The organism is Streptomyces callyspongiae, from assembly GCF_047200695.1.
In the GTDB taxonomy this organism is placed as follows: domain Bacteria; phylum Actinomycetota; class Actinomycetes; order Streptomycetales; family Streptomycetaceae; genus Streptomyces.
In genome coordinates, this window is record NZ_JBJZOM010000011.1 from 169,786 (window position 1) to 193,915 (window position 24,130).

At 72.1% G+C, this 24,130-nt stretch carries 22 protein-coding genes; 5 read left to right on the forward strand and 17 right to left on the reverse strand.

What is annotated here, in order from left to right:
* Window positions 1-43: 43 nt before the first annotated feature.
* On the reverse strand, window positions 44-1,768 hold the full coding sequence (gene lysS, locus ACL06G_RS13355) for a lysine--tRNA ligase (protein WP_412786596.1): 1,725 nt from the start codon (window positions 1,766-1,768) through the stop codon (window positions 44-46).
* A 141-nt stretch (window positions 1,769-1,909) separates the two neighbouring features.
* Between lysS and argS the strand changes: the two genes are divergently transcribed.
* Both argS and ACL06G_RS13365 read left to right on the forward strand, forming a co-directional pair.
* Complete coding sequence (gene argS, locus ACL06G_RS13360) at window positions 1,910-3,682, forward strand: arginine--tRNA ligase (RefSeq protein WP_412786597.1); 1,773 nt, start codon at window positions 1,910-1,912, stop codon at window positions 3,680-3,682.
* Window positions 3,683-3,832: 150 nt separating this feature from the next.
* Window positions 3,833-5,293, forward strand: coding sequence for an FAD-binding protein (locus ACL06G_RS13365; protein ID WP_412835925.1), 1,461 nt, complete (start codon window positions 3,833-3,835; stop codon window positions 5,291-5,293).
* Window positions 5,294-5,352: 59 nt separating this feature from the next.
* On the opposite strand, the gene ACL06G_RS13370 is transcribed toward ACL06G_RS13365, so the two are convergent.
* From ACL06G_RS13370 to ACL06G_RS13415, 10 genes are all read right to left on the reverse strand, one after another.
* Window positions 5,353-6,333, reverse strand: a complete 981-nt coding sequence (locus tag ACL06G_RS13370) for an ABC-2 membrane transporter-related protein (protein WP_412835926.1) — start codon at window positions 6,331-6,333, stop codon at window positions 5,353-5,355.
* A gap of 26 nt (window positions 6,334-6,359) precedes the next feature.
* Window positions 6,360-7,337 (reverse strand): ABC-2 membrane transporter-related protein, encoded by a 978-nt coding sequence (locus ACL06G_RS13375; protein ID WP_412835927.1) that lies wholly within the window; start codon window positions 7,335-7,337, stop codon window positions 6,360-6,362.
* Window positions 7,334-8,251 carry an ABC transporter ATP-binding protein gene (locus ACL06G_RS13380; protein WP_412835928.1) on the reverse strand — a complete coding sequence of 306 codons (918 nt, stop codon included), beginning with the start codon at window positions 8,249-8,251 and terminating at the stop codon, window positions 7,334-7,336. The genes ACL06G_RS13375 and ACL06G_RS13380 overlap by 4 nt, the downstream gene beginning before the upstream one ends.
* Window positions 8,248-8,634, reverse strand: a complete 387-nt coding sequence (locus tag ACL06G_RS13385) for a GntR family transcriptional regulator (RefSeq protein ID WP_412835929.1) — start codon at window positions 8,632-8,634, stop codon at window positions 8,248-8,250. Before ACL06G_RS13385 ends, ACL06G_RS13380 begins: the two co-directional genes overlap by 4 nt.
* 260 nt (window positions 8,635-8,894) lie before the next feature.
* Entirely contained in the window at window positions 8,895-9,911 is a 1,017-nt protein-coding gene (hemB, locus tag ACL06G_RS13390) for a porphobilinogen synthase (RefSeq protein ID WP_412786603.1), read from the reverse strand.
* Window positions 9,908-11,518: a bifunctional uroporphyrinogen-III C-methyltransferase/uroporphyrinogen-III synthase gene (locus ACL06G_RS13395; RefSeq protein ID WP_412786623.1), complete on the reverse strand. Its 1,611-nt coding sequence runs from the start codon at window positions 11,516-11,518 to the stop codon at window positions 9,908-9,910. Before ACL06G_RS13395 ends, hemB begins: the two co-directional genes overlap by 4 nt.
* Window positions 11,519-11,634: 116 nt before the next feature.
* Window positions 11,635-12,654: a hydroxymethylbilane synthase gene (gene hemC / locus ACL06G_RS13400; protein WP_412835930.1), complete on the reverse strand. Its 1,020-nt coding sequence runs from the start codon at window positions 12,652-12,654 to the stop codon at window positions 11,635-11,637.
* A complete protein-coding gene (locus tag ACL06G_RS13405; protein ID WP_412786605.1) occupies window positions 12,651-14,081 on the reverse strand; it encodes a glutamyl-tRNA reductase in 1,431 nt (476 codons plus the stop codon). Before ACL06G_RS13405 ends, hemC begins: the two co-directional genes overlap by 4 nt.
* On the reverse strand, window positions 14,078-14,857 hold the full coding sequence (locus ACL06G_RS13410) for a redox-sensing transcriptional repressor Rex (protein WP_412786606.1): 780 nt from the start codon (window positions 14,855-14,857) through the stop codon (window positions 14,078-14,080). The genes ACL06G_RS13405 and ACL06G_RS13410 overlap by 4 nt, the downstream gene beginning before the upstream one ends.
* A 321-nt stretch (window positions 14,858-15,178) precedes the next feature.
* Window positions 15,179-15,415: a glutaredoxin family protein gene (locus ACL06G_RS13415; protein ID WP_412786607.1), complete on the reverse strand. Its 237-nt coding sequence runs from the start codon at window positions 15,413-15,415 to the stop codon at window positions 15,179-15,181.
* Between the two features lie 154 nt (window positions 15,416-15,569).
* On the opposite strand from ACL06G_RS13415, the gene ACL06G_RS13420 reads away from it, so the two are divergent.
* From ACL06G_RS13420 to ACL06G_RS13430, 3 genes are all read left to right on the forward strand, one after another.
* A complete protein-coding gene (locus tag ACL06G_RS13420; RefSeq protein ID WP_412786608.1) occupies window positions 15,570-16,487 on the forward strand; it encodes an HAD family hydrolase in 918 nt (305 codons plus the stop codon).
* Window positions 16,488-17,015: 528 nt separating this feature from the next.
* Window positions 17,016-17,822, forward strand: coding sequence for an ECF subfamily RNA polymerase sigma factor, BldN family (locus ACL06G_RS13425; protein ID WP_412786609.1), 807 nt, complete (start codon window positions 17,016-17,018; stop codon window positions 17,820-17,822).
* A gap of 204 nt (window positions 17,823-18,026) precedes the next feature.
* Window positions 18,027-19,214 carry a DUF5667 domain-containing protein gene (locus ACL06G_RS13430; protein ID WP_412786610.1) on the forward strand — a complete coding sequence of 396 codons (1,188 nt, stop codon included), beginning with the start codon at window positions 18,027-18,029 and terminating at the stop codon, window positions 19,212-19,214.
* A 71-nt stretch (window positions 19,215-19,285) separates the two neighbouring features.
* Here the strand turns inward: ACL06G_RS13430 and ACL06G_RS13435 are convergent, their stop codons facing one another.
* The 6 genes from ACL06G_RS13435 to ACL06G_RS13460 all read right to left on the reverse strand — a co-directional run bounded on the left by ACL06G_RS13435 (window position 19,286) and on the right by ACL06G_RS13460 (window position 24,058).
* A complete protein-coding gene (locus tag ACL06G_RS13435; protein WP_412835931.1) occupies window positions 19,286-20,377 on the reverse strand; it encodes a lysophospholipid acyltransferase family protein in 1,092 nt (363 codons plus the stop codon).
* Window positions 20,370-21,437, reverse strand: coding sequence for an NAD-dependent epimerase/dehydratase family protein (locus ACL06G_RS13440; protein ID WP_412786612.1), 1,068 nt, complete (start codon window positions 21,435-21,437; stop codon window positions 20,370-20,372). The genes ACL06G_RS13435 and ACL06G_RS13440 overlap by 8 nt, the downstream gene beginning before the upstream one ends.
* 127 nt (window positions 21,438-21,564) lie before the next feature.
* On the reverse strand, window positions 21,565-21,663 hold the full coding sequence (locus ACL06G_RS13445; protein WP_003948845.1) for a 30S ribosomal protein bS22: 99 nt from the start codon (window positions 21,661-21,663) through the stop codon (window positions 21,565-21,567).
* Between the two features lie 137 nt (window positions 21,664-21,800).
* Window positions 21,801-22,010: a helix-turn-helix domain-containing protein gene (locus ACL06G_RS13450; protein WP_412786613.1), complete on the reverse strand. Its 210-nt coding sequence runs from the start codon at window positions 22,008-22,010 to the stop codon at window positions 21,801-21,803.
* A 188-nt stretch (window positions 22,011-22,198) separates the two neighbouring features.
* Window positions 22,199-23,386 (reverse strand): acetoin utilization protein AcuC, encoded by a 1,188-nt coding sequence (locus tag ACL06G_RS13455; protein ID WP_412786614.1) that lies wholly within the window; start codon window positions 23,384-23,386, stop codon window positions 22,199-22,201.
* Window positions 23,387-23,410: 24 nt separating this feature from the next.
* Window positions 23,411-24,058: an HAD family hydrolase gene (locus ACL06G_RS13460; protein ID WP_412786615.1), complete on the reverse strand. Its 648-nt coding sequence runs from the start codon at window positions 24,056-24,058 to the stop codon at window positions 23,411-23,413.
* Window positions 24,059-24,130 lie beyond the last annotated feature (72 nt).

Genomic DNA, 24,130 nt, shown 5'->3' on the forward strand with positions numbered 1-24,130 from the left:
CTCCGGAGCCGGTGGTCCGGGAACGGCACGGCCGGGGAACGCGCTACGCGCCGAGCAGCTTGCGGACCCGGTCCGCACCGACGGCGAGCAGCAGCGTCGGCAGCCGCGGACCGGTCTCCCGGCTCACGAGCAGCCGGTACAGCAGCGCGAAGAACGACCGCTGCGCCACCTTCAGCTCCGGCGTCGGCTTCGCGTCGGGCGCCAGCCCCGCACGGATCTTCGGCACGCCGTAGACCAGCGAGGTGAGGCCCTCCAGCGACCAGTTCCCGTCGAGCCCCTCCAGGAGCAGCCGCAGCGACTCGCGCTGCTCCTCGTCCAGCGAGGCGAGGAGTTCGCCGTCCGGCTCGTCGCGGACGCGCGTGCGCTGCTCGGCCGGGACCTGCGTGGTGATCCACCGTTCGGCGCGGTCCAGCCGCGGCCGGGTCTCCTCCAGCGAGGACACCGGGTTTCCGGGGTCCAGCTCGGAGAGGATGCGCAGGGTCTGCTCGGCGTTCCCCGCGGTGATGTCCGCCACCGAGGCGAGGGTGCGGAACGGCAGCGGCCGCGGCGTCGCGGGCAGCGGCCCGGCCGCGGTGGAGGAGGCCCGCATGTGCGAGGCGATGTCCGCCGGCTGGGCGGAGCCGTCCGCGATCTTCCGGCCCAGCGCGTCCCACTCGTCGTAGGTGCGCTGGATCTCCTGGTCGAAGGCGATCTTGAAGCTCTGGTTCGGCTTGCGGCGGGCGTACAGCCAGCGCAGCAGCGGCGCCTCCATGATCTCCAGCGCCTCCGCGGGAGTGGGCACACCGCCCCGGGAGCTGGACATCTTCGCCATGCCGCTGATGCCGACGAACGCGTACATCGGGCCGATCGGCTGCTGTCCGCCGAAGATCTCCTTCACCAGCTGCCCGCCGACCACGAAGGACGAGCCGGGCGACTGGTGGTCCACGCCGCTGGGCTCGAAGGTCACACCCTCGTAGGCCCAGCGCATCGGCCAGTCGACCTTCCAGACCAGCTTGCCGCGGTCGTACTCGCGCAGCAGCACCGTCTCCTCGTGCCCGCACTCGCAGACGTAGCTCAGCTCGGTGGTCGCGTCGTCGTAGGCCGTGACCCGGGTGAGGTCGCGCTCGCACACCCCGCAGTACGGCTTGTACGGGTAGTAGGTGCCGCCGCCGGAGCCGTCGTCCTCGGCGGCCGCGCCGGACCCCTCGGCGGCCTCGATCTCGGCCGCGTCCTTCGGCTTCTGCTGCTTCTTCTTCCCGCCGTTCCTGTCGAGCGTGCGGTAGCGCTCGAGGACGGCGTCGATGCGGTCGCGCTCCCGCATGGCGAAGAGGACCTGCTCGCGGTAGGCGCCGGAGGTGTACATCCGGGTCTGGCTGATGCCGCGGAACTCCACCCCGAGCTCGGCGAGCGAGTCGGTCATGGCAGTGCGGAAGTGCTCGGCCCAGTCGGCGTACGGGCTGCCCTGCGGCGGCGGCACGGAGGTCAGCGGCTTGCCGATGTGCGCGCTCCACGACGCGTCGACGCCCTCGACCCCGGCCGGCACCTTGCGGAAGCGGTCGTAGTCGTCCCACGAGATCAGGTGCTCGCAGGGCACCCCGCGCCGCTTGATCTCGTCCGCCACCAGGTGCGGGACCATGACCTCGCGCAGGTTGCCGAGGTGGATGGGCCCGGAGGGGCTGAGGCCCGAGGCGCACACCACCGGTTTCCCGGGGGCTCGGCGCTCCGCCTCGGCGATGACGTCATCGGCGATACGGGAGACCCAGTCGGCCTCGGGGGCGGTCTGTGCCACGTCCGGTACTTCCTTCTGGTGCGGTGTCGACGGGTGTGCGCAGCCATTGTCCCATCCGGGAAACGTGTCGCGGGCCACGGTGGGCCCCGTGGGATACTGGGCGGCATTCCCTGTAACCGCCGACGAACGGTGAGCGCATCCATGACCTCGGTCCAGTCTCTCTCCGCCGCTGTCCACCAGCGCCTCGCGGAAGCCCTCGCGGCAGCAGTGCCCGAGTCGGCGGCCGCGGACCCGCTGCTGCGACGCAGCGACCGGGCGGACTTCCAGGCCAACGGCATGCTGGCGCTCGCGAAGAAACTCAAGGGCAATCCGCGTGAGCTGGCGGGCACAGTCGTGGACGCGCTCCCCGCGAACGACGAGATCGCGGAGATCGAGGTGTCCGGGCCCGGGTTCCTCAACATCACCGTCGCCGACGAGGCGCTCGTGCGGACGCTGGCGGCACGGGCCGCGGACGACCGGCTGGGCGTCCCGTACAAGGAGAACCCCGGCACCACCCTGGTCGACTACTCGCAGCCCAACGTCGCCAAGGAGATGCACGTCGGCCACCTGCGGTCCACGGTGATCGGCGACGCGCTCGTGCACCTGCTGGAGCACCGGGGCGAGACCGTCGTCCGGAGGCACCACATCGGCGACTGGGGCACCGCCTTCGGCATGCTCACCCAGTACCTGATCGAGCACCCGCACGAGCTGGACCACGCCTCGGACACGGCGGCCGGGGACGGCGAGGGCGAGGCCGCGATGGCCCGGCTCAACCGGCTCTACAAGGCGTCGCGGGAACTGTTCGAATCGGACGAGGAGTTCAAGACCCGCGCCCGGAACCGGGTGCCGAAGCTGCAGTCCGGTGACCGGGAGACCCTCGACCTCTGGCACAAGATCGTCGACGAGTCGAAGATCTACTTCCAGGGCGTCTACCGGCACCTCGACGTGGAGATCCGCGACGCCGACGTCGTCGGGGAGAGCGCCTACAACGACGACCTGCACGCCGTGGTGAAGGACCTCGAGGAGTCCGGTGTCGCCGTGCGCTCGGAAGGCGCGCTCTGCGTGTTCTTCGACGACGTGAAGGGCCCGGACGGCACCCCGACGCCGCTGATCGTGCAGAAGTCCAACGGCGGCTTCGGGTACGCGGCCACCGACCTGGCGGCGATCCGCAACCGGATCGGCGACCTCAAGGCCGACACCCTGCTGTACGTGGTGGACGCCCGGCAGGCGCTGCACTTCCGCATGGTGTTCGAGACCGCGCAGCGCGCCGGCTGGCTGCCGGAGGGCGCGGCGCGGCACCTCGCGTTCGGCACCGTGCTCGGCAAGGACGGCAAACCGTTCAAGACGCGGCAGGGCGAGACGATCCGTCTGGTCGACCTGCTGGACGAGGCGGTGGGCCGCGCGGCGGAGGTGGTGCGCGAGAAGGCGCAGGACCTCACCGAGGACGAGATCGCCGAGCAGGCGGCGCAGGTCGGCATCGGTGCGGTGAAGTACGCCGACCTGTCCAACTCCATGACGCGGGACTACGTCTTCGACCTGGACCGGATGGTCTCGCTCAACGGCGACACCAGCGTCTACCTGCAGTACGCCTACGCGCGGATCCGCTCCATCCTCCGGAAGGCCCCCCGGGGCGCGGAGCCCGCACCGCACCCGGAGCTCGCCCTGGAACCGGCGGAGCGGGCACTGGCGCTGCACCTGGACGAGTTCGCCGAGGCGCTCGCGACCGCGGCCGACCTGTACGAGCCGCACAAGCTCGCGGCGTACCTGTACGAACTGGCGTCGCTCTACACCACGTTCTACGACCGGTGCCCCGTGCTGAAGGCCGAGGGCGGACCGGACCAGATCGCGAACCGGCTGTTCCTGTGCGACCTCACGGCACGGACCCTGCACCAGGGCATGGCGCTGCTCGGCATCCGCACGCCCGAACGGCTGTAGCCGACGCCCGCCCGCCGGACGTCCCCGGCGGGCGGGCTCCCCCGCCGTACATCTGTGCGCCGGATCCGTCTCGGCGGAACCGGCGCGCCGGGGCAGGGGCCGTGGGTAGCATCTCGCGCTGACGCCACGTCATCGCCGAGAGGATCGCGCATGCTTCCCAAGCCGACCCGTCGCACTGCTTTGAAGGGAGCGGCCGCCGCCGCGGTCGTCGTGGGCTTCGACCCCGTGGGGCGGGCCTGGGCGGTCCGAGGAAGCAGCGGGCCGTTCGACGAGGTGCCGCCGCTGGACGGCACCCTCCTCACCGACGACGCCTCCCGCGACGCCGCCGCGGACGACTACGGCCACATCGTGCACAGACGCCCCGCCGCCGTACTCCGGCCCGGATCGGTGGACGACGTCGTGGCGATGGTCCGCTACTGCCGGAAACGCGACATCTCCGTCGCCCCCCGCGGCCAGGGCCACGCCACCTTCGGCCAGGCCCAGGTGAAGGGCGGTCTGGTCATCGACACCGCCACCCTGGACCACATCGGCGCGGTGAAGAACGGCCGCGTCACCGCGGGAGCGGGCGTGCGCTGGTCGACGCTCGCCCAGGCCACCCTGGAGCACGGCCTCACCCCGCCGGTGTTCACGGACTACCTCGAACTCTCGGTCGGCGGCACCCTGTCCGTCGGCGGCATCGGCGGCCAGACCCACCAGTACGGCGCCCAGGTCGACACCGTCACCGAACTCCAGGTCGTCACCGGCGCCGGGGAGTTCGTCCGCTGCTCCCGGCAGCGGCACCGCGAACTGTTCGACGCGGTGCGGGCCGGGCTCGGCCAGTGCGCCATCGTGGTGGGGGCCACGCTGCGCCTGGTCACCGCGCCGGAGCGGGTGCGGCACTACCTGCTGCCCTACGACGACCTGCACACCTTCCTGGAGGACCAGCGGCGCCTGGTCGAGGACCGCCGCTTCGCGTACGTCGAGGGCCAGGTGCAGGCCGACGACACCGGCGCGTTCCGTGTCTACGTCCTCGAAGCCACCGCGTACGGACCGCCCGCAGGCCCGGAACCGGACGACGAGGTGCTGCTGAGCGGCCTGCGCCACGACCCGTCGGGCGTCACGGCGGAGGACCTGGACTACTACGCGTTCATCGACCGCCTGGGCCCCGTGGTGGAACAGCTCAAGGAAGCCGGCCTGTGGGACTACTCCCACCCCTGGCTCAACCTGCTGCTGCCCGGGGACGAGGCCGAGCGCCTGGCGGGGAACATCCTCGCCGGACTGACACCCGCCGACGTCGGTCCCGCGGGAGTCGTGCTGATCTACCCGCTGCAGCGGGAGGAACTGTGCACACCGCTGCTGCGGATGCCGCACGACCCGGTGCCGTACCTGCTCGCGGTGCTCCGCACCTGCCCGCCCGAGGACCAGGAGACGATCGACCGCCTCCTCGCCGCCAACCGCGTGGCCTACGAGGACGCGCGCGACTGCGGCGGCAAGCAGTACCCGGTCGGATCCATCCCGTTCGACCGCGCCGACTGGCGCGACCACTTCGGGGCGCTCTGGCCGTTCCTGCGGTCCGCCCGCCACCGCTACGACCCGGACGGCATCCTCGTCCCCGGCCAGGGCATCTTCTGACACCGACCCGTACGGCGGTGCGGGGTGCCGTCCCCCTCCGGACGGCACCCCGCACCGGGTCAGGGGAGGCGCCGACGGAGCAGCCGGAACGCGAGGAACGTCAGCAGGCCGGCGGCGGCCAGCAGGATCCCCGTCTCCACCCACTGCAACGGCCAGTAGTGGGAGGTGGGGTGGAGGAAACCGTAGACCTCGGTCGCCCCCGTCTTCTCCATGCATCGCTGGATGTTGACTCCGCCACTCGAAACGCGGCAGGCCTCCATGCCGATGCGCTCTCCCGACGGTGTGACCACACCTTCCAGCGCGAACGGCTCCACGTGGGACCAGGCGAGACTGTGGTTCTTCCCGCTCCAGAACTCCTTCGGCCAGAGATCGGCACGATGGCGAGCGCCGAGCAGTTGCACGATTCCCATGCCCACGAAGCCCAGCCCCAGAGCCGGCAGGGTACGGCGTACCCACAGACCGATCACCACGCCCAGGAGGAGAGCGAAGAGAGCCGACGCCGGGCCCACCGGCCCCGTGGCGCGGTAGACGTCGTCCATGTACCAGTCCGCTCGGACGTGAGGGTCTCCGGAGACCCAGGTCCAGCGGAAGAGCACTGTGAGCAGGACGGAGCCGAGCGCGAGAGCGAGTGTCGGCAGGGCCAGCTTCGCCACCAACCACCGCGTCGGTGTCGTGGTTTGCGTCCACGACAGCGCCGTGGTGTCCTGCTCGACCTCACGCGCGACGAGCGCGCCACCTGCCCACGCCGCCACACCGAGTGGCATGTAGGCGAGCAGAGAGCTCGCGACGCCCGACCATGAGGTGTAGCGGCTGATGGCGGCGATGGCCCTGTCGTCGTGGCCCGAACCGCAGACCGGGCTCCCGGCCCCACCGCAGGGCAGCGTGACCCGCTCCGTGTACTCACCGAGGTAGTACAGGGCGACGAGCCCCACCGCCAGTGCCAGAACGAACACTGCCCAGGTACGGGCCGCGGCTCGGTGCGTGGTGAGCACCGCCCAGGTGAGGCCGCGCGGACACAGCGCGCGCGGCAGGGCGGTCACGGGCAAGTCCACGTTCCCGGCACTATTCACGGCAGCCTCCGACGGAGCAGCCGGAACGCGAGGAACGTCAGCAGGCCGGCGGCGGCCAGCAGAATCCCCGTCTCCACCCACTGCAACGGCCAGTAGTGGGAGGCGGGGTGGAACTCGTGGTAACCCAACGCGTCCCGCTGCGTCAGGCAGTTCTCCACGACGCGTTCCGGATCGGATGTCCCGCGGACGTAGCACACGGAGAGATCGAACCGATGGCCGGTGGCGGTGACGCCGCCGGACTCCAGGATGTGGGCGTACGGGGGCACGTCCACCGGCCAGGGCCCGGTCACGGTCCTCGTCGGCCAGAGCGCGTCGCGGAACTCGGCGGCGAGCATCTGGACCGCGACCACCAGTCCCACGGTGATCCCGAGCGCCGGGAGCGTGCGCCGCAGCAGCAGACCGACCACTGCTCCCAGCACCAGGGCGAACAGGGCATGGGCGGTGGCGGCCGGCCCGGTGGAGAGGAAGGTCAGGGAGTTGTACCAGTGCTCCTGCATCCCGTCGCCCGAGGCGTCGCCGGAGGTCCACACCCACCGGTTGACCGCGGTCAGCAGCGTCATCGAGGCCACCAGCACCAGAGTCGGCAGGGCGAGTTTCGCCGCCAGCCACCGCGCCGGCGTCACGGACTGCGTCCAGGACAGAGCGGCCGTACCGCTCTCCCGCTCCCGTGCCACGAGGGTGGCACCGGCGAATCCGGCGACGGCGACGGCCAGGTGGGCGAGGGATGCCCCGGCCAGTTCCCTCCAGTACCTATAGGCCTGGTGGAGTTCGGAGAGCTGCTGCACGCACGGAGCGACGGGCCCCTCGCAGGCGTCGGAGAGCCGCGCCACCTCCTCGCCGTAGCTCTGGAGCCACACCAGAGCCCCGATGCACAGCACGACGTACACCGCGTAGGTACGCAGCGCCGCGCGGTGCGTGCTCAGCACCGACCAGGTGAGGCCGCGCGGTCTGAGGGCGGCAGGAAGGGCGCTCATGCGGCGGCCTCCTGCTGTCTGTCCCCGTTCTCCCCGTTCTCCCCGAGCACCAGCGGCGCCGCCGAGGGGTTCCGCAGGTGTGCCAGGACGAGGTCGTCCAGGGTGGGCTGCTCGACGAGCCAGTCACTGTCCCGCTGCGCGTCCCTCTCGAGCCGGACCAGGGCGGCGGCGCCGCGTCCGCTCTGCCGCTGCTCGACCACGGTGTGCGGGCCGAAGTCGGGGCCGCGTCCGGTCAGCAGCGCGTGGGCGGCCAGCAGTTCGTCCACCGGCCCCGCCAGGCGCACCCGGCCGCCGCCGAGCAGCAGCAGCCGGTCGCAGGAGTTCTCCAGTTCGGCGATCACGTGGGAGGACATCACGACCGTCGTGCCCCGTTCCGTCGCCTCCGCGAGCAGCGCACCGGCCAACTCGTGGCGGGCGAGCGGGTCGAGGTCGGCCATGGGCTCGTCCAGCAGCATCAGATCGGGACGCTTCCCGACGGCGAGCGCGAGCGCCACCCGGGTGCGCTGCCCACCGGAGAGGCTGCGGACCTTCTGCCCGCCGTCCTGACCTGCCGCGTAGGCGATGCGCTCGGCGGCTTCCCGGTCCCAGCGGCGCGGGTTCGTCTCCGCCCCGAACCGGAGCGTCTCCGCGACCGTGAGCTGCGGGTACAGCGGCTTCTGCTGCGCCACGTACGCCACTCGTTCCCGCGCCTCGGCCGGCCCGCCTCCCAGGACGCGCACCGCTCCCGCCGCGGGCCGCAGCAGTCCGGCGGCGAGTTTCAGCAGGGTGGACTTGCCGGTGCCGTTCGGCCCGACGAGCGCGCACACGCTCCCCTCCGGCACCCGGAACGAGCAGTCGTCCAGCACCTGCTTTCGGCGTCGGCCGTAGCGCATGCCCAGTCCGGCCGCCTCCAGCGCGGCCACTTCCTCGCTCATGGCTCCCCCCTCGGGAACTCCTTCTCCAGGGCGGCTGCGAACAGCGCCGCCACGTCGTCCTTCTCGAGCCCGGCGCCTCGTGCTCGCCGTGTCCAGTCCGCCAGTTCGGCGGCGTAGGGCGAGTCGGCCGGTGCGCCGCCCAGCGACTTCCGCACGAAGGTGCCCAGACCGCGCCGGGCCTCGACCAGGCCGTCCCGCTCCAGCTCGCGGTAGGCCTTGAGCACGGTGTTCGGGTTGACCGCTGTCGCCTCGACGACTTCGCGGGCCGTGGGCAGCTTGTCTCCCGGTTCCAGCAGGCCCAGGCGCAGCGCCTGCTGCACCTGCCGCACGATCTGCACGTAGGTGGCGACACCGCTGCGCCGGTCGATCCTGAACTCGACCACGCCAGCACCCTTTCACTACTCAATTAGTGAAAGGGTTGTATCCGGAGACACGGCGCCGTGTCAAACTCCGGTGTCCCGACGCGTGCCGCCCGCCAAGGCGACTACGACGGGCCGGGGCAGGACCGGGTGGTCTTCCGCCGCCCCCTGTGAGCCGCCCCGACGGTCGGCGGGGGTGGCGCGGGAACGCGCAAGGGGCCCGCCGTTCCCGGCGGGCCCCTCCACACATGCTGCCGGCGTGCCGACGTGTGCCGGCGCCGTGCTCAGAAACGGGCGCGCAGCAGCTGCGCCGCCTCCAGCGCCCAGTAGGTGAGGATCATGTCGGCCCCGGCCCGGGTGAACGAGGTCAGGGTTTCCAGGATCGCCGCCTCGCGGTCGATCCAGCCCTTCTCCGCCGCCGCCTCGACCATCGCGTACTCGCCGGAGATCTGGTAGACGCCGAGCGGCACGTCCACCGTCCGGGAGAACTCGCGGAGCACGTCCAGGTAGGGCAGCCCGGGCTTCACCATGACCATGTCGGCGCCTTCGGCGAGGTCCAGGGACAGCTCCCGCAGCGCCTCGCGGGCGTTGGCCGGGTCCTGCTGGTACGTCTTCCGGTCGCCCTGCAGCGACGAGGCCACCGCCTCCCGGAACGGACCGTAGAACGCCGACGAGTACTTGGCGGTGTACGCGAAGAGGGCGACGTCCTGGTGCCCGGCCTCCTCCAGGGCCCTCCGGACGTGGCCGATCTGGCCGTCCATCATGCCGCTGGGGCCGAGTACGTGGGCGCCGGCGTCGGCCTGCACGCGGGCCATCTCCGCGTACCGCTCCAGGGTGGCGTCGTTGTCGACACGGCCGTCGGCGTCCAGCACCCCGCAGTGGCCGTGGTCGGTGTACTCGTCCAGGCACAGGTCGGACATGAGCACCAGCGCGTCGCCGACCTCGGACCGCACGTCGCGCAGCGCCTGCTGCAGGATGCCGTCCGGGTCGGTGCCCTGCGAGCCGACCGCGTCCTTCTCGCGCGGCACCCCGAACAGCATCATCCCGCCGACGCCCGCCTCCACGGCCGCCACGGCCGTCTTCCGCAGGGTGTCGCGGGTGTGCTGCACCACGCCCGGCATGGAGGACACCGGAACCGGCTCGCTCACGCCCTCCCGCACGAAGGCGGGCAGGATCAGGTCGGCCGGCCGGGTGTGGTGCTCGGCGACCAGGCGGCGCATGGCCGTCGTGGTCCGCAGCCGCCGCGGCCGGACCGCGGGGAAGCCGCCGGGCGGGGACGGGACGTGCTCGGGTGCACTCACGAGGTGCGGGCCCTCCTTCGCTGCGGCCGCTTCTCGCTCGGCCGCTTGACGGGGTCGCCCGCCTCGATCTGCGCGGTCCGGCGCTTCGCGCCGAAGTCCGCCAGGGCCTCGGCGAGCCGGTGCACGGACGGCTCGGGCGACATGACGTCCACCCGGAGTCCGTGCTCCTCGGCGGTCTTCGCCGTGGCGGGACCGATGCAGGCGATGACGGTGACGTTGTGCGGCTTGCCCGCGATGCCGACGAGGTTCCGCACGGTGGACGACGAGGTGAAGAGCACCGCGTCGAATCCGCCGCCCTTGATGGCCTCGCGGGTGGTCGCGGCCGGCGGCGAGGCGCGCACCGTGCGGTACGCGGTCACGTCGTCGACCTCCCAGCCGAGCTCGATCAGCCCGGCGACGAGGGTCTCGGTGGCGATGTCCGCGCGCGGCAGGAACACCCGGTCGATCGGGTCGAACACCGGGTCGTACGGCGGCCAGTCCTCCAGCAGCCCGGCGGCGGACTGCTCGCCGCTGGGCACCAGGTCCGGCTTCACGCCGAAGTCGATCAGGGCTTTCGCGGTCTGCTCGCCGACCGCGGCCACCTTGATGCCGGCGAACGCGCGGGCGTCCAGGCCGTACTCCTCGAACTTCTCCCGCACGGCCTTCACGGCGTTGAAGGAGGTGAAGGCGATCCACTCGTAGCGCCCGGTCACCAGGCCCTTCACCGCGCGTTCCATCTGCTGCGGCGTGCGCGGCGGCTCCACGGCGATGGTCGGCACCTCGGCGGGCACCGCGCCGTACGAGCGGAGCTGGTCGGAGAGGGAGGCCGCCTGCTCCTTGGTGCGGGGCACCAGGACCTGCCAGCCGAACAGCGGCTTCGACTCGAACCATGCCAACGGGTCGCGTTCGGCGGGCGCGCTGTGCTCGCCGACGACGGCTATCACCGGCTGCGTGCCGTCCGCCGCAGGCAGCACCTTCGCGGACTTGAGGGTCTGCTGCAGGGTGCCCAGGGTCGCGGTCCAGGTGCGCTGCCGGGTGGTGGTGCCCTCGATGGTCACCGCGACCGCGGTGTCCGGCTTGCGTCCCGCGGCGACGAGTTCGCCCGCCGCCCCGCACACCGAGTCGAGGGTGGTGGAGACGACGACGGTGGCGTCGCTGGAGCCCAGCTCCGTCCAGCACTTGTCGTCGGCCGTCCGCGCGTCGACGAACCGCACGTCGGTGCCGCCGCTGTCCCGCAGGGGGACACCCGCGTAGGCGGGCACGCCGACGGCGTTGGCAATGCCCGGCACGACCTCGAAGGTGATGCCCTCCGCGGCGCAGGCGCGCATCTCCTCGGCGGCGTCGGCGTCGAGCCCCGGGTCGCCCGCCACGGCACGGACGACCCGCTTGCCGCTGCGGGCGGCCGCCATGACAACATGTGCCCAATCGCTCGCCGCGTCAGGGGCTTTGGGGATTTCCTCGCCCTCTGCCGTGGGTCGCAGCGGCGTGTCCACCCCTGCCCGGGCATGGGTGAGGACGATGTCGTGCACCTGCGGATCGGCAACGAGCACGTCGGCGTGGGTCAGCGCCTCCACGGCACGCAGTGTGAGCAGTCCCGGATCACCGGGGCCCGCGCCGAGGAAGGTCACGTGCCCGTGCGCTCCGTAGAGGTGGGCGGCAGCCGCCGGAGCGACGCGCTGCGGCTCCGCCGGCTCGGTCTTCGCCGACGTGGTTCTCGTGGTCGGCGTCTTCGCGGTGGTGGGGCTCAAAGTGCTCGCTCCCCCATCAGACCGGCCGCGCCTTTGGCAAGCATCTCGTCGGCGAGTTCGCGACCCAGCTGCTGCGGGGACGCGGTGTCGTCGGCGGACGCCGGCACGGGACCGGTGGTGGACAGCTGCACCAGCGTCTTGCCGTCGGTGGTGCCGACGACGCCACGCAGGCGCATTTCGGTGACGGTCTGCCCGTCGCCCAGCAGGTCGGCAAGCGCCCCCACGGGTGCGCTGCAGCCGGCCTCCAGGGCGGCGAGCAGGGTGCGCTCGGCGGTGACGGCGGCCCGGGTGTGCGGGTCGTCGAGCTCCGCGAGCTGGGCGGCGAGGAGTGCGTCGGTCGCAACGCACTCGACGGCCAATGCCCCCTGGCCGGGGGCGGGCAGGACGGTGTCCGGGGTGAGCAGCTCGGTCGCCTCGTCGGCGCGGGAGACGCGGTTCAGCCCGGCGGCGGCGAGCACGACGGCGTCGAGCTCACCGGAGCGCACGTACCCGATCCGCGTGTCGATATTCCCCCGGATCGGCACGGTCTCGATCTCGATCCCCAGTGACCTGGCCCATCCGGCGAGCTGCGCCATGCGGCGCGGCGAGCCGGTGCCGATGCGGGCGGGACCGCCCGCCCGGGCGCCCGACCGGACCAGTCGCTCGAAGCCGAGGCCGTCCCGGGCGATCAGCGCGTCCCGGGCATCCTCACGGGCGGGGACGGCCGCGACGTGCAGTTCCTCGGGCTGGGTGGTGGGGAGGTCCTTCAGCGAGTGGACCGCGAAGTCGATGTCGCCCCGGAGCAGGGCGTCGCGCAGCGCGGTGACGAAGACGCCGGTGCCGCCGATCTGCGCGAGGTGTTCGCGGCTGGTGTCGCCGTAGGTGGTGATCGGCACCAGTTCGACCTCGCGCCCCGTGAGCCGCCGCACGTCCTGTGCGACGAGCTCGGACTGCGCGACGGCCAGGGTGCTGCGGCGGGTGCCCAGCCTGAGGGGCGCGGCGCCGCCGCTGTGGCCGTGGACGGGGCCGGTTCTCATTGCCGCTCCTGTTCCGGGTTGCTGACCGCGGCGACCGCCTGCGGGTCGAGGTCGAAGAGTTCGCGCAGGGCGTCGGCGTAGCCGGCACCGCCGGGCTCTCCGGCGAGCTGCTTGACCCGCACCGTCGGTGCGTGCAGCAGCTTGTCGACGACGCGCCGCACGGTCCGGGTGATCTCGGCGCGCTGCTTGTCGTCGAGGCTTTGGAGCCGGCCGTCGAGGCGTGCCATCTCGGCCGCGACGACGTCCGAGGCCATGGCGCGCAGCGCGACCACGGTGGGGGTGATGACGGCGGCCCGCTGGGCGGCGCCGAAGGCGGTCACCTCCTCCGCGACGATGCGGCGTGCCGCGTCGACGTCGGCGGCCATCGGGGCGTCGGCGGCCGCCTCGGCGAGCGACTCGATGTCGACCAGCCGCACGCCGTCCAGCCGGTGCACGCCGGCGTCCACGTCACGCGGCATCGCCAGATCGAGCAGGCCGACGGTGCCGGTCGCGGCGACGCGCGCCGAGAGTGCCTGCCGCACGTCGTCGGCCGTGAGCACCAGGCCGGTGGCGCCGGTGCAGGACACCACGATGTCCGCGTGCGGCAGTTCGCCGCCGAGCTCCTCCACCGTGGTGGCCCGTGCCGAGAACGGCCGGCCCGGGGACGGTGCGGCGGCCGAGGGGGCTCCGGCGGGCGCGCTGTCCGCGGTGGGGGCTTCGCCGCGCGGGCCGTGCTCCTCGGTCAGGCTCACGGCGAGGCGCCGGGCGCGGGAGACGGTCCGGTTGGCGATCACCAGTTCGGTCACGCCGCAGCGGGCGAGCGTGGTCGCCGCCAGCGACGACATGGAGCCGGCGCCGATGACCAGCGCCCGTCGGCCGTCGGCCCAGCGGGCGACCGCGTCGTCCCCGTCGGAGCCCGCCGCTTCCGCCAGTGTCCGGAGTCCGAAGGTCACCAGGGACTGGCCGGCGCGGTCGATACCGGTCTCGGTGTGGGCCCGCTTGCCCACCCGCAGCGCCTGCTGGAACAGGTCGTTCAGCAGCCGGCCCGCGGTGTGCTCGTCCTGCGCGACGGCCAGGGCGTCCTTGATCTGGCCGAGGATCTGCCCCTCGCCGACGACCATCGAGTCCAGGCCGCAGGCCACGGAGAACAGGTGGTGGACGGCGCGGTCCTCGTAGTGGACGTAGAGGTACGGCGTGAGCTCGTCCAGGGCGACGCCGCTGTGCCGCGCGAGCATCGTGGAGAGCTCCGCGACGCCGGCGTGGAACTTGTCCACGTCCGCGTACAGCTCGAGGCGGTTGCACGTGGCCAGCACGGCGGCTTCCGCGGCGGGCTCCGTGGAAACGGTGTCGTGCAGGAGCTTGCCGCGCAGTGCGGGTTCCAGCGCGGCGCGCTCCAGCACGCTCACGGGGGCGCTGCGGTGGCTCAGGCCGACGACGAGGAGACTCATGCCGGCATCACCGCGGGCACGTCCCCGTCGGGTCCCGGACCGGGCCGCTTGGTGACCGCGGCGGCCGGTGGCACGGCGGGCGGCGCCGTGTCCTCCTCCGCCGGGGCCTCCTCGCCCGCCTTGCGCTGCTCGTGGAAGGCGAGGATCTGCAGCTCTATGGACAGGTCGACCTTGCGCACGTCCACGCCCTCGGGAACCGAGAGCACGGTGGGCGCGAAGTTCAGGATGGAGGTGATGCCCGCAGCGACGAGCCGCTCGCAGACCTGTTGGGCGGCGCCCGCGGGAGTCGCGATGACACCGATCGAGACGCCGTTGTCGGCGACGATCCGTTCCAGGTCGTCGGTGTGCCGGACGCGGATACCGGCGACGGTGCGGCCGGTCATCGCGGGGTCGGCGTCGATGAGCGAGGCGACGCGGAAGCCGCGGGAGGCGAAGCCGCCGTAGTTGGCGAGGGCCGCGCCGAGGTTGCCTATACCGACGATCACGACGGGCCAGTCCTGGGTGAGGCCCAGCTCGCGGGAGATCTGGTACACGAGGTACTCGACGTCGTAGCCGACTCCGCGGGTGCCGTAGGAGCCGAGGTAGGAGAAGTCCTTGCGCAGCTTCGCCGAATTGACGCCGGCGGCCGCCGCCAGCTCCTCCGAGGAGACCGTGGGGACCGAGCGCTCCGACAGCGCCGTGAGTGCCCTCAGGTACAGCGGAAGCCGGGCGACGGTGGCCTCGGGGATCCCTCGGCTCCGGTTCGTCGCCGGTCGGTGGTTTCGGCCAGTTGCCACGGTGCTCCTGCCGGTTGCGCGAAGCGGTGAGCGGCCGTGCACCGGGTACGCCCGGCACCTCGCCCGGCGCGCCCCCGGACCGCTCCGTCGCCACCAGGCTATGCCTTTGTGAACGCGTGCACAAAGATGGTGTCCGTTTTGCCCCGGCAACGTGACCGGTGCCACAGAGGCCAAGGAGGACACGCGTCACACTCCTCACGTATACGCCCCCGGACGGCAAAACGACCCCGATGATAGTCGAATTCCGGCCGAATTCGGGACGCCAGGGAAGGCCCCATCCTACCTGCGAGTAGGAGCGGCGCCGTCCGCGAACGCCGAGGCTCAGCCCGCGAGGGCCGCGCGCAGCCGCTCGGGGTCGACCCGCCAGAAGTCGTGCTGGGCACCGTCCACCAGGACGACCGGAATCTGCTCCCAGTAGAGCCGGTACAGCTCCGCGTCCTGGTTGATGTCCTTCTCCTCCCAGGTGTCGCCCGTCTCGGAGCAGATCCTCGCAACGGTGTCCCGTGCGACGTCGCAGAGGTGGCAGCCGGGCTTTCCGATCAGTGTGACGGTCTTCATGCCGTCATTGTCCCGTGCGTGCCGTGCGTCCCGCGCACCCCCGGGGCCGCGGTTCCGGCGGGCATCCCCGCCCGCACAGCCGGACCCCTTCCGTACGGCAAGCCGACATCCGTCGGTAACGGACTCGGTCGCCGAACTGGCTATGCTCGGCCTCATGCCTCTCCCCTCCTGGCTCACCGCCCCCGGACGGGCCGCGACCGCGAGGAGCGTCCTCGCGGGCGAGGCCGCTGCGGAAGCCGCACGGAAGCAGGAGTCGGCGGCGCAGGAGTCCCCCGAGACACCGGAGTTCCCGGTCGCGGGCGACACCAGGGCCGCCGCGTTCTTCGACCTCGACAACACCGTCATGCAGGGCGCCGCTCTCTTCCACTTCGGGCGCGGCCTGTACAAGCGCCGTTTCTTCCACACCCGCGATCTCGCACGCTTCGCCTGGCAGCAGGCATGGTTCCGGCTCGCCGGCTCGGAGAACAGCGGGCACATGGCGGAGGCCCGGGACAGCGCACTGTCCATCGTCAAGGGCCGCCGGGTCAGTGAACTGGCCGAGATCGGCGAGGAGATCTACGACGAGTACATGGCCGGGCGCATCTGGCCCGGCACCCGCGCACTCGCCGAGGCGCACCTGGAGGCGGGTCAGCGCGTGTGGCTGGTGACGGCCGCTCCGGTGGAGACCGCCACGATCATCGCCCGCCGCCTCGGCCTGACCGGTGCGCTGGGGACCGTCGCCGAGTCCGTCGAGGGCGTCTACACCGGACGCCTCGTCGGTGAACCGCTGCACGGCCCCGCCAAGGCGGAGGCGGTCCGCGCCCTCGCGGTCGCCGAGGACCTCGACCTGTCGCGCTGCGCCGCCTACAGCGACTCGGCCAACGACATCCCCATGCTGTCGCTGGTGGGCTACCCGTACGCCATCAACCCGGACAGTGCGCTCCGGGCCCACGCCGCACGCGAGGGCTGGCGCCTGCGCGACTACCGCACCGCCCGCAAGGCCGCGAGGATCGGCATCCCGGCGGCCGCCGGGGTCGGCGCCGTCGCCGGCGGGACGGCCGCCGCACTGGCCATTCAGCGCCGCCGCCGCTGACCGGCCTCGCACACCCGCTGCCTCCCACCGGCCGGCGGCCCGCTCGGGCCGTCGGCCGCTTCTGCCCGCGCGGACAGCCGGGCACACGGCACACGGCGGCGGACACACCGCACCCGGCCCCCCTCGGGGAGCGCACGCACGACGGCAGGTCGGGCACGTGTCGCAGGCACCGGTGCCCACGTGTGAACGGACGACCGGAGAAGCGCCCCGGGCATGCGCGTCGCGACCGCAATCCGGTCTTCCTACCCCGACCTGGGGCACCGCAGACATCACCCTGAGACTCGGTCAGAAACGGTCAATCGTGCAGTCATTTGAGGCGGCCGACCGGTCAACCCGACACCCGTGTTCGATTCTGTATCAGCCTTCAAGGCGTAACAGACCAAACCGATTCGGTGATTTGAGCAACTGGGCGTAGTACTGCCTGTACGAAGCGTTATTCTCCTCAGACGCATTCGGAACCTCTTCGTCCCGCCCGGGGACGAAAGGTCCCGCTCTGCACGTGATGGAAGCTCTGCCTCTGGGAGTCCCGTGTATCCACACGTCGGGGTTGACGCCTCGGGCCCGGCTGCGCCGCGCACAACGGTTCTCGGACTGCTGCGCGCGATCGTCCCCACCGCGCACGCCGTCCCCGCCCTCGCCGCAGCCACACCTGTCCCCACCCGCCCCTGCTACGCGCTGGCCGACAGCACGACCACCGGGGCCGCCACCACCGACACGCCGCGCACCACCGGCAGACGGCGGAACGGCACCTCGACCGCCCGCCGGCGCCCCGCCATGGGCGACACCGAGGCGCGGCGGATGATGGACTTGGTCGAACGCGCGCAGAACGGCGAGGCCGAGGCCTTCGGCCGGCTGTACGACCAGTACAGCGACACGGTGTTCCGCTACATCTACTACCGGGTCGGCGGCCGGGCCACCGCGGAGGACCTGACCAGCGAGACCTTCCTGCGGGCGCTGCGCCGGATCGGCACGTTCACCTGGCAGGGGCGCGACTTCGGCGCCTGGCTGGTGACCATCGCCCGCAACCTGGTGGCCGACCACTTCAAGTCCAGCCGGTTCCGGCTGGAGGTGACCACCGGCGAGATGCTCGACGCCAACGAGGTGGAGCGCAGCCCCGAGGACTCCGTCCTCGAAAGGCTGTCCAACGACACCCTCATCGATGCGGTGCGACGCCTCAACCCGCAGCAGCAGGAGTGCGTGACACTGCGCTTCCTGCACGGGCTCACGGTCGCCGAGACCGCCCGCATCATGGGCAAGAACGAAGGCGCCATCAAGACGCTCCAGTACCGCGCCGTGCGGACCCTGGCCCGGCTGATGCCGGACGACGCCCGATAACCGCAGGTGACGCGCCATGTTCCCGCAGTCACATCATCATGACTCCGTAACCCGTCCGGCGCTCGTCTCGTTGGGGAGAGTGCAGACTCCCCGCACCCGTGCCACATCCGGGCGCCCTCACACGTTCGGGTGTACGCGGCCAGGCTGTGCAACCCCTTCCCCGCCGCGGGGAGTCCACCGTGCTGATGAGAGGAGGTGCCGCCCGTGATCGGATCCGTATCGGCCGGCCGCCGGGCACACGCCTTCGCCGAGGCCGTGGACGCCCAGGACCGCGGAACCGGCGAGGGAGCGGCCGACAGCGACCACGAGCAGACGCAGCTGCTCGCCTTCGCGGACGGGCTGCGCGCGCTGCCCGGCCCCGGGCTGGACCCGGAGGTGAAGGCCGTTCAGCGGGCGCAACTGGTGGCGGCGATGGAGACAGCCGTCGCCGAGGGAACCCTCGGCACGGACGACCAGGGGGTGCCGCGGCCGCGCACCGCCCACCGCGGGAAGGGCACCCACCGGGCGTCCCGTCTCGGCCCGCTCGGGAAACTCCGTCCCAAGTCCCGCCTCGGCAGAGGACTCGCGGCGGGCGGACTGAGCGTCGGGGTGGCCGCGTCCGCGCTCGGCGGCGTCGCGGCTGCCAGTACGGACGCGCTGCCGGGTGACGCGCTCTACGGACTGAAACGCGGCATGGAGGATCTGCGGCTCGACCTCGCCGAGGACGACGCCGACCGCGGCCTGCTCTACCTGGACCACGCCTCCACACGACTGCGCGAAGCCCGCAGGCTCGTCGAGAGCGACCGCTCGGGGCCGTTGGACCACGAGGCGCTGGCGGAGGTACGACGGGCCCTGGGCGCCGTCACCCACGACGCCTCGGAAGGACACCGGCTCCTCAGCGCGGCCTACCGCCGGGACGGCAGCATCGACGTCATGCAGTCCCTGTCGACCTTCGCCGTCGACCACCGCTCCCGCTGGGCGGAGCTGCGTGGCCGGCTCCCCGCGCAACTCGCGGACGTCGAGGCCGAGGTCACCGAGGTCTTCACCGCCATGGAGCAGGAGGTCGATCCGCTCCGGGAGTTGTTCCCGTCCACCGGGAAAAGCTCCGGCGGCGGCGAGCGGGAGACGACGGACCCGGAAGAGGCCGGTGGCAGCTCGGCGAGCCCCTCGCCGGAGTCATCGCGGCACCCGAGCCGGCAGCCCGACGGCAGTGGGAGCCGGGCGCCGGAACCCTCGGACTCGGCCTCGCGGGACGACGGCGGTCTGCTCGACGGGGACGGCCTGCTCGACGAACCCGGCCTCGGCAGCCGGCAGGACGGCACCGGGGCACCGGAGCCGGAGATCACACTGCCGCCGCTGGTGCCGGACGTGCTGCCGGGCCTGAGCGTCGAGACGGAGGACGACAAGGGCTGAGGAGCGCCACGCTCGGCCGAGGGGCCCGCGCCCCTGCCCGGCGGCGGCGCCCCGTGGGGCGGAGACAGGTGTCAGAAGAACACCGAACTCCGCCCCACCAGCATTTCGTAGAGCGTGTGCTGGATCGTCTCGCGGACCTGGTCCGTGAGGTTGAACATCAGCATCGGGTCGTCCGCGGCCTCCGGCGCGTACCCGTCGGTCGGGATCGGCTCGCCGAAGCGGATCGTCCACTTCGTCGGCAGCGGCACGACGCCGAGCGGCCCCAGCCAGGGGAACGTCGGCGTGATCGGGAAGTACGGGAAGCCGAGCAGCCTCGCAAGCGTCCGGGCGTTGCCGATCATCGGGTAGATCTCCTCGGCGCCCACGATCGAGCAGGGCACGATGGGCACACCCGCGCGCAGCGCGGTGGAGACGAACCCGCCACGGCCGAACCGCTGGAGCTTGTACCGTTCCGCGAACGGCTTCCCGACCCCCTTGAAACCCTCCGGCATCACGCCGACGACCTCGCCCCGTCCGAGCAGACGCGCGGCGTCCTCCGCGCAGGCGAGAGTGTGGCCGGCCTTCCTCGCCAACTGGCTGACCACCGGAAGCTGGAAGACCAGATCCGCCGCGAGCAGCCGCAGCGCCCGGTCCGCGGGATGGTGGTCGTGCACGGCGACCTGCAGCATCAGCCCGTCGAGCGGAAGCGTCCCGGAGTGGTTCGAGACCACCAGCGCACCGCCCTCGGCAGGAATGTTCTCGATGCCCCGCACGTCGACCCGGAAGTAGTCCTCGAACACCGGTCGGAGCAGGGTCATGAGCACCTGGTCCGTCAGTTCGGCGTCGTAGCCGAACTCGTCGACCTCGTAGTCCCCGGTGAGCCGGCGCCGCAGGAACGCGAGACCATGGGCCGCACGCCTCTCCCAGCGCCCCGGACCGCCCGACGCGCCGGTGTGGGCGCCACCGCCGCCCGCGGCCGCGCCCGCGGCCCCTCCGGGGGCGCTGCGCCCCTCACCGGCCGCCTGCTCGGGCACGGCGGCCAGCGACCGCGCGGCATCCTGCTCGCCGTCGGCGGGGCGCTGCCACTCGGGCCGCGCCTGCGGGCGGTTGCCGGAACGGACCTGCCCTCCGTTCCGCGACCGGTCCCGGTCGTCGTCGAAGGGGATCACTTTCGCATCAGCCATGTCCTGACGGCTCCTTCTCGCCCCGCTCCTCGGGGGACACGTACGCAGCGATCCGGTCGACCACCCGGCCGACCCGCTGCGGCGGCAGCACACCCGGGCCGCAGCTGCGCGCGAACGCGTCGAGCGCCTCAGCGGTGGTGTACTTCGGTTCGAAGCCCAGGACTTCCCGCATCCGAGCGGTTCGTACCACCCGGCCGTGGGTGAGCATCCGGATCTGCTCCGGCGAGAAGCCGTCGACGCCGACCGACCGGAGCACGGAACCGCTCCAGCGGAGCGCGGGCAGCAGTATCGGCACGGTGGGACGCCCGAGCCGGCGGGCACACTGCGACAGCAGCAGGACGCCGTCGCCGGCGATGTTGAAGGTGCCGGCGTTGAACGTGCCGCGCTCGGGTTCCGCCGCGGAACGGCGCAGCACCTCCACCGCGTCCTCCTCGTGGACGAACTGCAGCCGGGGGTCGTAGCCGAGCACCGTGGGCAGCAGGGGAAGCGAGAAGTACCCGCTCATGGAGGTGTCGACGGTCGGGCCCAGCACGTGCGCGCACCGCAGGACCGTCACCGAGACGTCGGGACGGCGTCGGGAGAAGCCCCGGACGTAGCCCTCGACCTCCGTGACGTCCTTCGCGAATCCGCCGCCGGGCAGTGCCTTGGGCGTGGTCGTCTCGTCGAACACGGCCGGGTCGCGCGGAGCGGAGCCGTAGACACCGGTGCTGGACTTGACGACCAGGCGCCGCACGGACGGGGCCTTCTGGCATGCGCCCAGCAACTGCATCGTGCCGATGACATTGGTCTCCTTGAGAGCCGCCATGCTGTCGCGGGGGCGCGCAAGGGTGGCGTTGACGTCCAGGTGGACGACGGTGTCGATGCGGTGCTCGGCCAGCACGCCGCCGATGGAAGGCTGCCGGATGTCGGCCGCCACGAACCGGGCGCCTCCCAGCGGATGGTCCGGCGGGACCACATCGACCCCGATCACCCGGTCGACATCGGGTTCCTCCGTCAAGCGCCGGACGAACCGCCCGGCGAGCTGCCTGGCGACCCCGGTGACGAGTACCGCCCTGCCCATACGGTCTCCCTGTCGTCGTCGCGCGTCGACGTTGCTGGGGACAGCAGACCACAAAAAGGCGCCGCTTTCCGCCACGCACGCGGAGGTGCGGGCCGAAAGCGGCGCCTTCAGCGAGCCGTGCGCTCGCTCACTTCTTGTTGCGACGCTGCACGCGCGTGCGCTTCAGCAGCTTGCGGTGCTTCTTCTTGGCCATCCGCTTCCGCCGCTTCTTGATGACAGAGCCCACGACTACCCTCGCTCACTTCTCCGACTCGGTGCGGGGCGTCCGAGCCCACACGACCTACATGGGATCAGGGTACCCGCCACCGCGAGATGGTCGTAATCCGAGGGGCACCGCGAGTGCCGCGTCACGATATCGGAATGTCAGGCGCTCTCCATCCCGACGTACGACTCCCGGAGATACTCGTGCACGGCCTGCTCCGGGACCCGGAAGGAACGGCCCACCCGGACCGCCGGCAGATGACCGCTGTGCACCAGGCGGTACACGGTCATCTTGGACACACGCATCACGGCGGCGACTTCCGCCACGGTCAGGAACACGACCTCGTTGAGAGGCCTCTGCTCGGCAGCCATGTCTCACCTGAACCTTCCGCACACGACGGACACCGGCATCCCCTCCGGTGACTGAAGCTCCCATGCACGTTCTGCCCAGATTCGGGGCGGGTGATGCACCTGGGGAAGCGGAGAGCGCGCGGACGGTGAAGGCAGCAGGTCAACTCACCGGCGCCGGACCGATGTCACCCGTCCGAGCGGTGGGCGTCTCACGGCAGGAGGCCGTGGGCGGGGAAGACGGCACGGCGCGCGGCGAGCACAGCCTGGTCGAGGGCGTCGGCAGGGTCGTAGCCGGTCTGTTCCCAGTCGCGCCAGGTGCCGTCGCGGCCGTCCGTCATCCGCTGCGGGACGGTGGACGGGGCCCGGCCGGTGCGCGCGTACACTTCGCGCCGCCACGCCTCGGGGACCTCCGCCCCGGACCGGACCGGGGCGTCCGCGGCGATGCCCACGAGGTGCGTCCAGGTCCGCGGCACGACGTCCACCACGGCGTACCCGCCGCCACCCAGGGCCACCCAGCGGCCGTCGGCGTAGGCGTGCGCCCAGTCGTGGCAGGACGCCGCCGCGGCGCGCTGGGCGTCCACGCTGACCGCGAGGTGGGCCAGCGGGTCCTCGATGTGCGTGTCGGCCCCGTGCTGCGTCACGAGCGCGTCGGGGCGGAACTGCGCGAGGAGTTCGGGCACGACGGCGTGAAGTGCCCGCAGCCAGCCGTCGTCCGAGGTGCCGGGCGGCAGGGCGACGTTCACCGCACTCCCCTCGGCTCCGGGGCCGCCGGACTCCTCCGGCCAACCGGTGCCCGGGAACAGCAGGCGCGGGTGTTCGTGCAGCGAGATCGTCAGCACCCTGGGGTCGTCCCAGAACGCGGCCTGCACGCCGTCCCCGTGATGCACATCGACATCCACGTAGGCGACCCGCTGCGCGCCCAGTTCCAGGAGGCGCGCGACGGCGAGAGCGGCATCGTTGTACACGCAGAAGCCTGCGGCGGCGCCGGGCATCGCGTGGTGCAGGCCGCCGGCGAAGTTGACCGCGTGGGCGGCTTCGCCGCGCCACACCGCTTCGGCGGCGCCGACCGACTGCCCGGCGATGAGCGCCGAAGCCTCGTGGATGCCGGCGAACGCGGGGTCGTCGAGCGTGCCCAACCCGTAGGAGCCGTCGGCCGACAGAGGGTCGGCGGAGATCCGCCGGACCGTGTCGATGTAGTCCTGCCGGTGGACCAGGCGCAGTGTGGAGTCGCCGGCGCCCTTGGCGGCACGGACGGCGAGACCGGGTGCGTCGGGCAGTCCGAAGGCCTCCACGAGCCGCATCGTCAGCGCCAGGCGCACCGGGTCCATCGGGTGCTGGTCGCCGAAGTCGTAACCGGTGACCGCCTCGTCCCACATCAGCACTGCGCCGCCGCTCATGCCGCCACCGTACCGGCCGGGTACTCAGCGGGTGAGGAGAGGCAGCAGCGAGCTCATCTCCGCGAACCGGGCGGTGGCCGGCGCGATCCGTTCGGGCGGGGTCATGGCGGTGTAGCCGTACACGTCCATTCCCGCGGCCCTGGCAGCCTGTACCCCGAGCGGGCTGTCCTCCACGACGGCGCACCTGCGGGGCGGGACGCCCAGGGACGCGGCCGCGTGCAGGAAGAGGTCGGGTGCGGGTTTCCCCCGGGCGACGTCCTGGGAGCTGAAGATCCGCCCGTCGTCGAAGCGGCGGAGCAGGCGGGTGCGGTCCAGGGAGACGCGGATCCTTTCGTGCGTTCCCGAGGACGCGACGCAGTAGGGGACGCGATCGGCGTCGAGGGCGTCCAGGACCTCCGCGACCCCGTCGACAGGGTGGAGTTCGCGCCGGAAGGCCTCGAACGTCCTCCGGTGGAGTGTCTCGTCGAATGCCGGAGGCAGGAACCTGCCGGTGCGGGCCTGCACCAGTGCGTGGACGCGGCCGACCGCGGATCCCATGTAGTCACGGACGGACTCCTCGTAGGTGGTGGGGTGGCCCAACTCGGTGAGGTAGTCGGCGAGGACGCGGTTGGCGATCCGTTCGCTGTCCACCAGGACACCGTCGTTGTCGAAGATCACCAGGTCGTAGCGCATGGCCTCAAGCCTAGATAACGTCCGGACATGCAAAAGGCCGTGGTCCCCGACATGACGTCGGGGACCACGGCC

Excerpts from the sequence above, each read along its gene's own strand:
- argS (WP_412786597.1), top strand. The coding sequence starts at position 1,910 with ATGACCTCGGTCCAGTCTCTCTCCGCCGCTGTCCACCAGCGCCTCGCG.
- ACL06G_RS13365 (WP_412835925.1), top strand. The coding sequence starts at position 3,833 with ATGCTTCCCAAGCCGACCCGTCGCACTGCTTTGAAGGGAGCGGCCGCC.
- ACL06G_RS13375 (WP_412835927.1), bottom strand. The coding sequence starts at position 7,337 with ATGAGCGCCCTTCCTGCCGCCCTCAGACCGCGCGGCCTCACCTGGTCG.
- ACL06G_RS13380 (WP_412835928.1), bottom strand. The coding sequence starts at position 8,251 with ATGAGCGAGGAAGTGGCCGCGCTGGAGGCGGCCGGACTGGGCATGCGC.
- hemC (WP_412835930.1), bottom strand. The coding sequence starts at position 12,654 with ATGAGAACCGGCCCCGTCCACGGCCACAGCGGCGGCGCCGCGCCCCTC.
- ACL06G_RS13405 (WP_412786605.1), bottom strand. The coding sequence starts at position 14,081 with ATGAGTCTCCTCGTCGTCGGCCTGAGCCACCGCAGCGCCCCCGTGAGC.
- ACL06G_RS13415 (WP_412786607.1), bottom strand. The coding sequence starts at position 15,415 with ATGAAGACCGTCACACTGATCGGAAAGCCCGGCTGCCACCTCTGCGAC.
- ACL06G_RS13420 (WP_412786608.1), top strand. The coding sequence starts at position 15,570 with ATGCCTCTCCCCTCCTGGCTCACCGCCCCCGGACGGGCCGCGACCGCG.
- ACL06G_RS13435 (WP_412835931.1), bottom strand. The coding sequence starts at position 20,377 with ATGGCTGATGCGAAAGTGATCCCCTTCGACGACGACCGGGACCGGTCG.
- ACL06G_RS13440 (WP_412786612.1), bottom strand. The coding sequence starts at position 21,437 with ATGGGCAGGGCGGTACTCGTCACCGGGGTCGCCAGGCAGCTCGCCGGG.
- ACL06G_RS13450 (WP_412786613.1), bottom strand. The coding sequence starts at position 22,010 with ATGGCTGCCGAGCAGAGGCCTCTCAACGAGGTCGTGTTCCTGACCGTG.
- ACL06G_RS13455 (WP_412786614.1), bottom strand. The coding sequence starts at position 23,386 with ATGAGCGGCGGCGCAGTGCTGATGTGGGACGAGGCGGTCACCGGTTAC.
- ACL06G_RS13460 (WP_412786615.1), bottom strand. The coding sequence starts at position 24,058 with ATGCGCTACGACCTGGTGATCTTCGACAACGACGGTGTCCTGGTGGAC.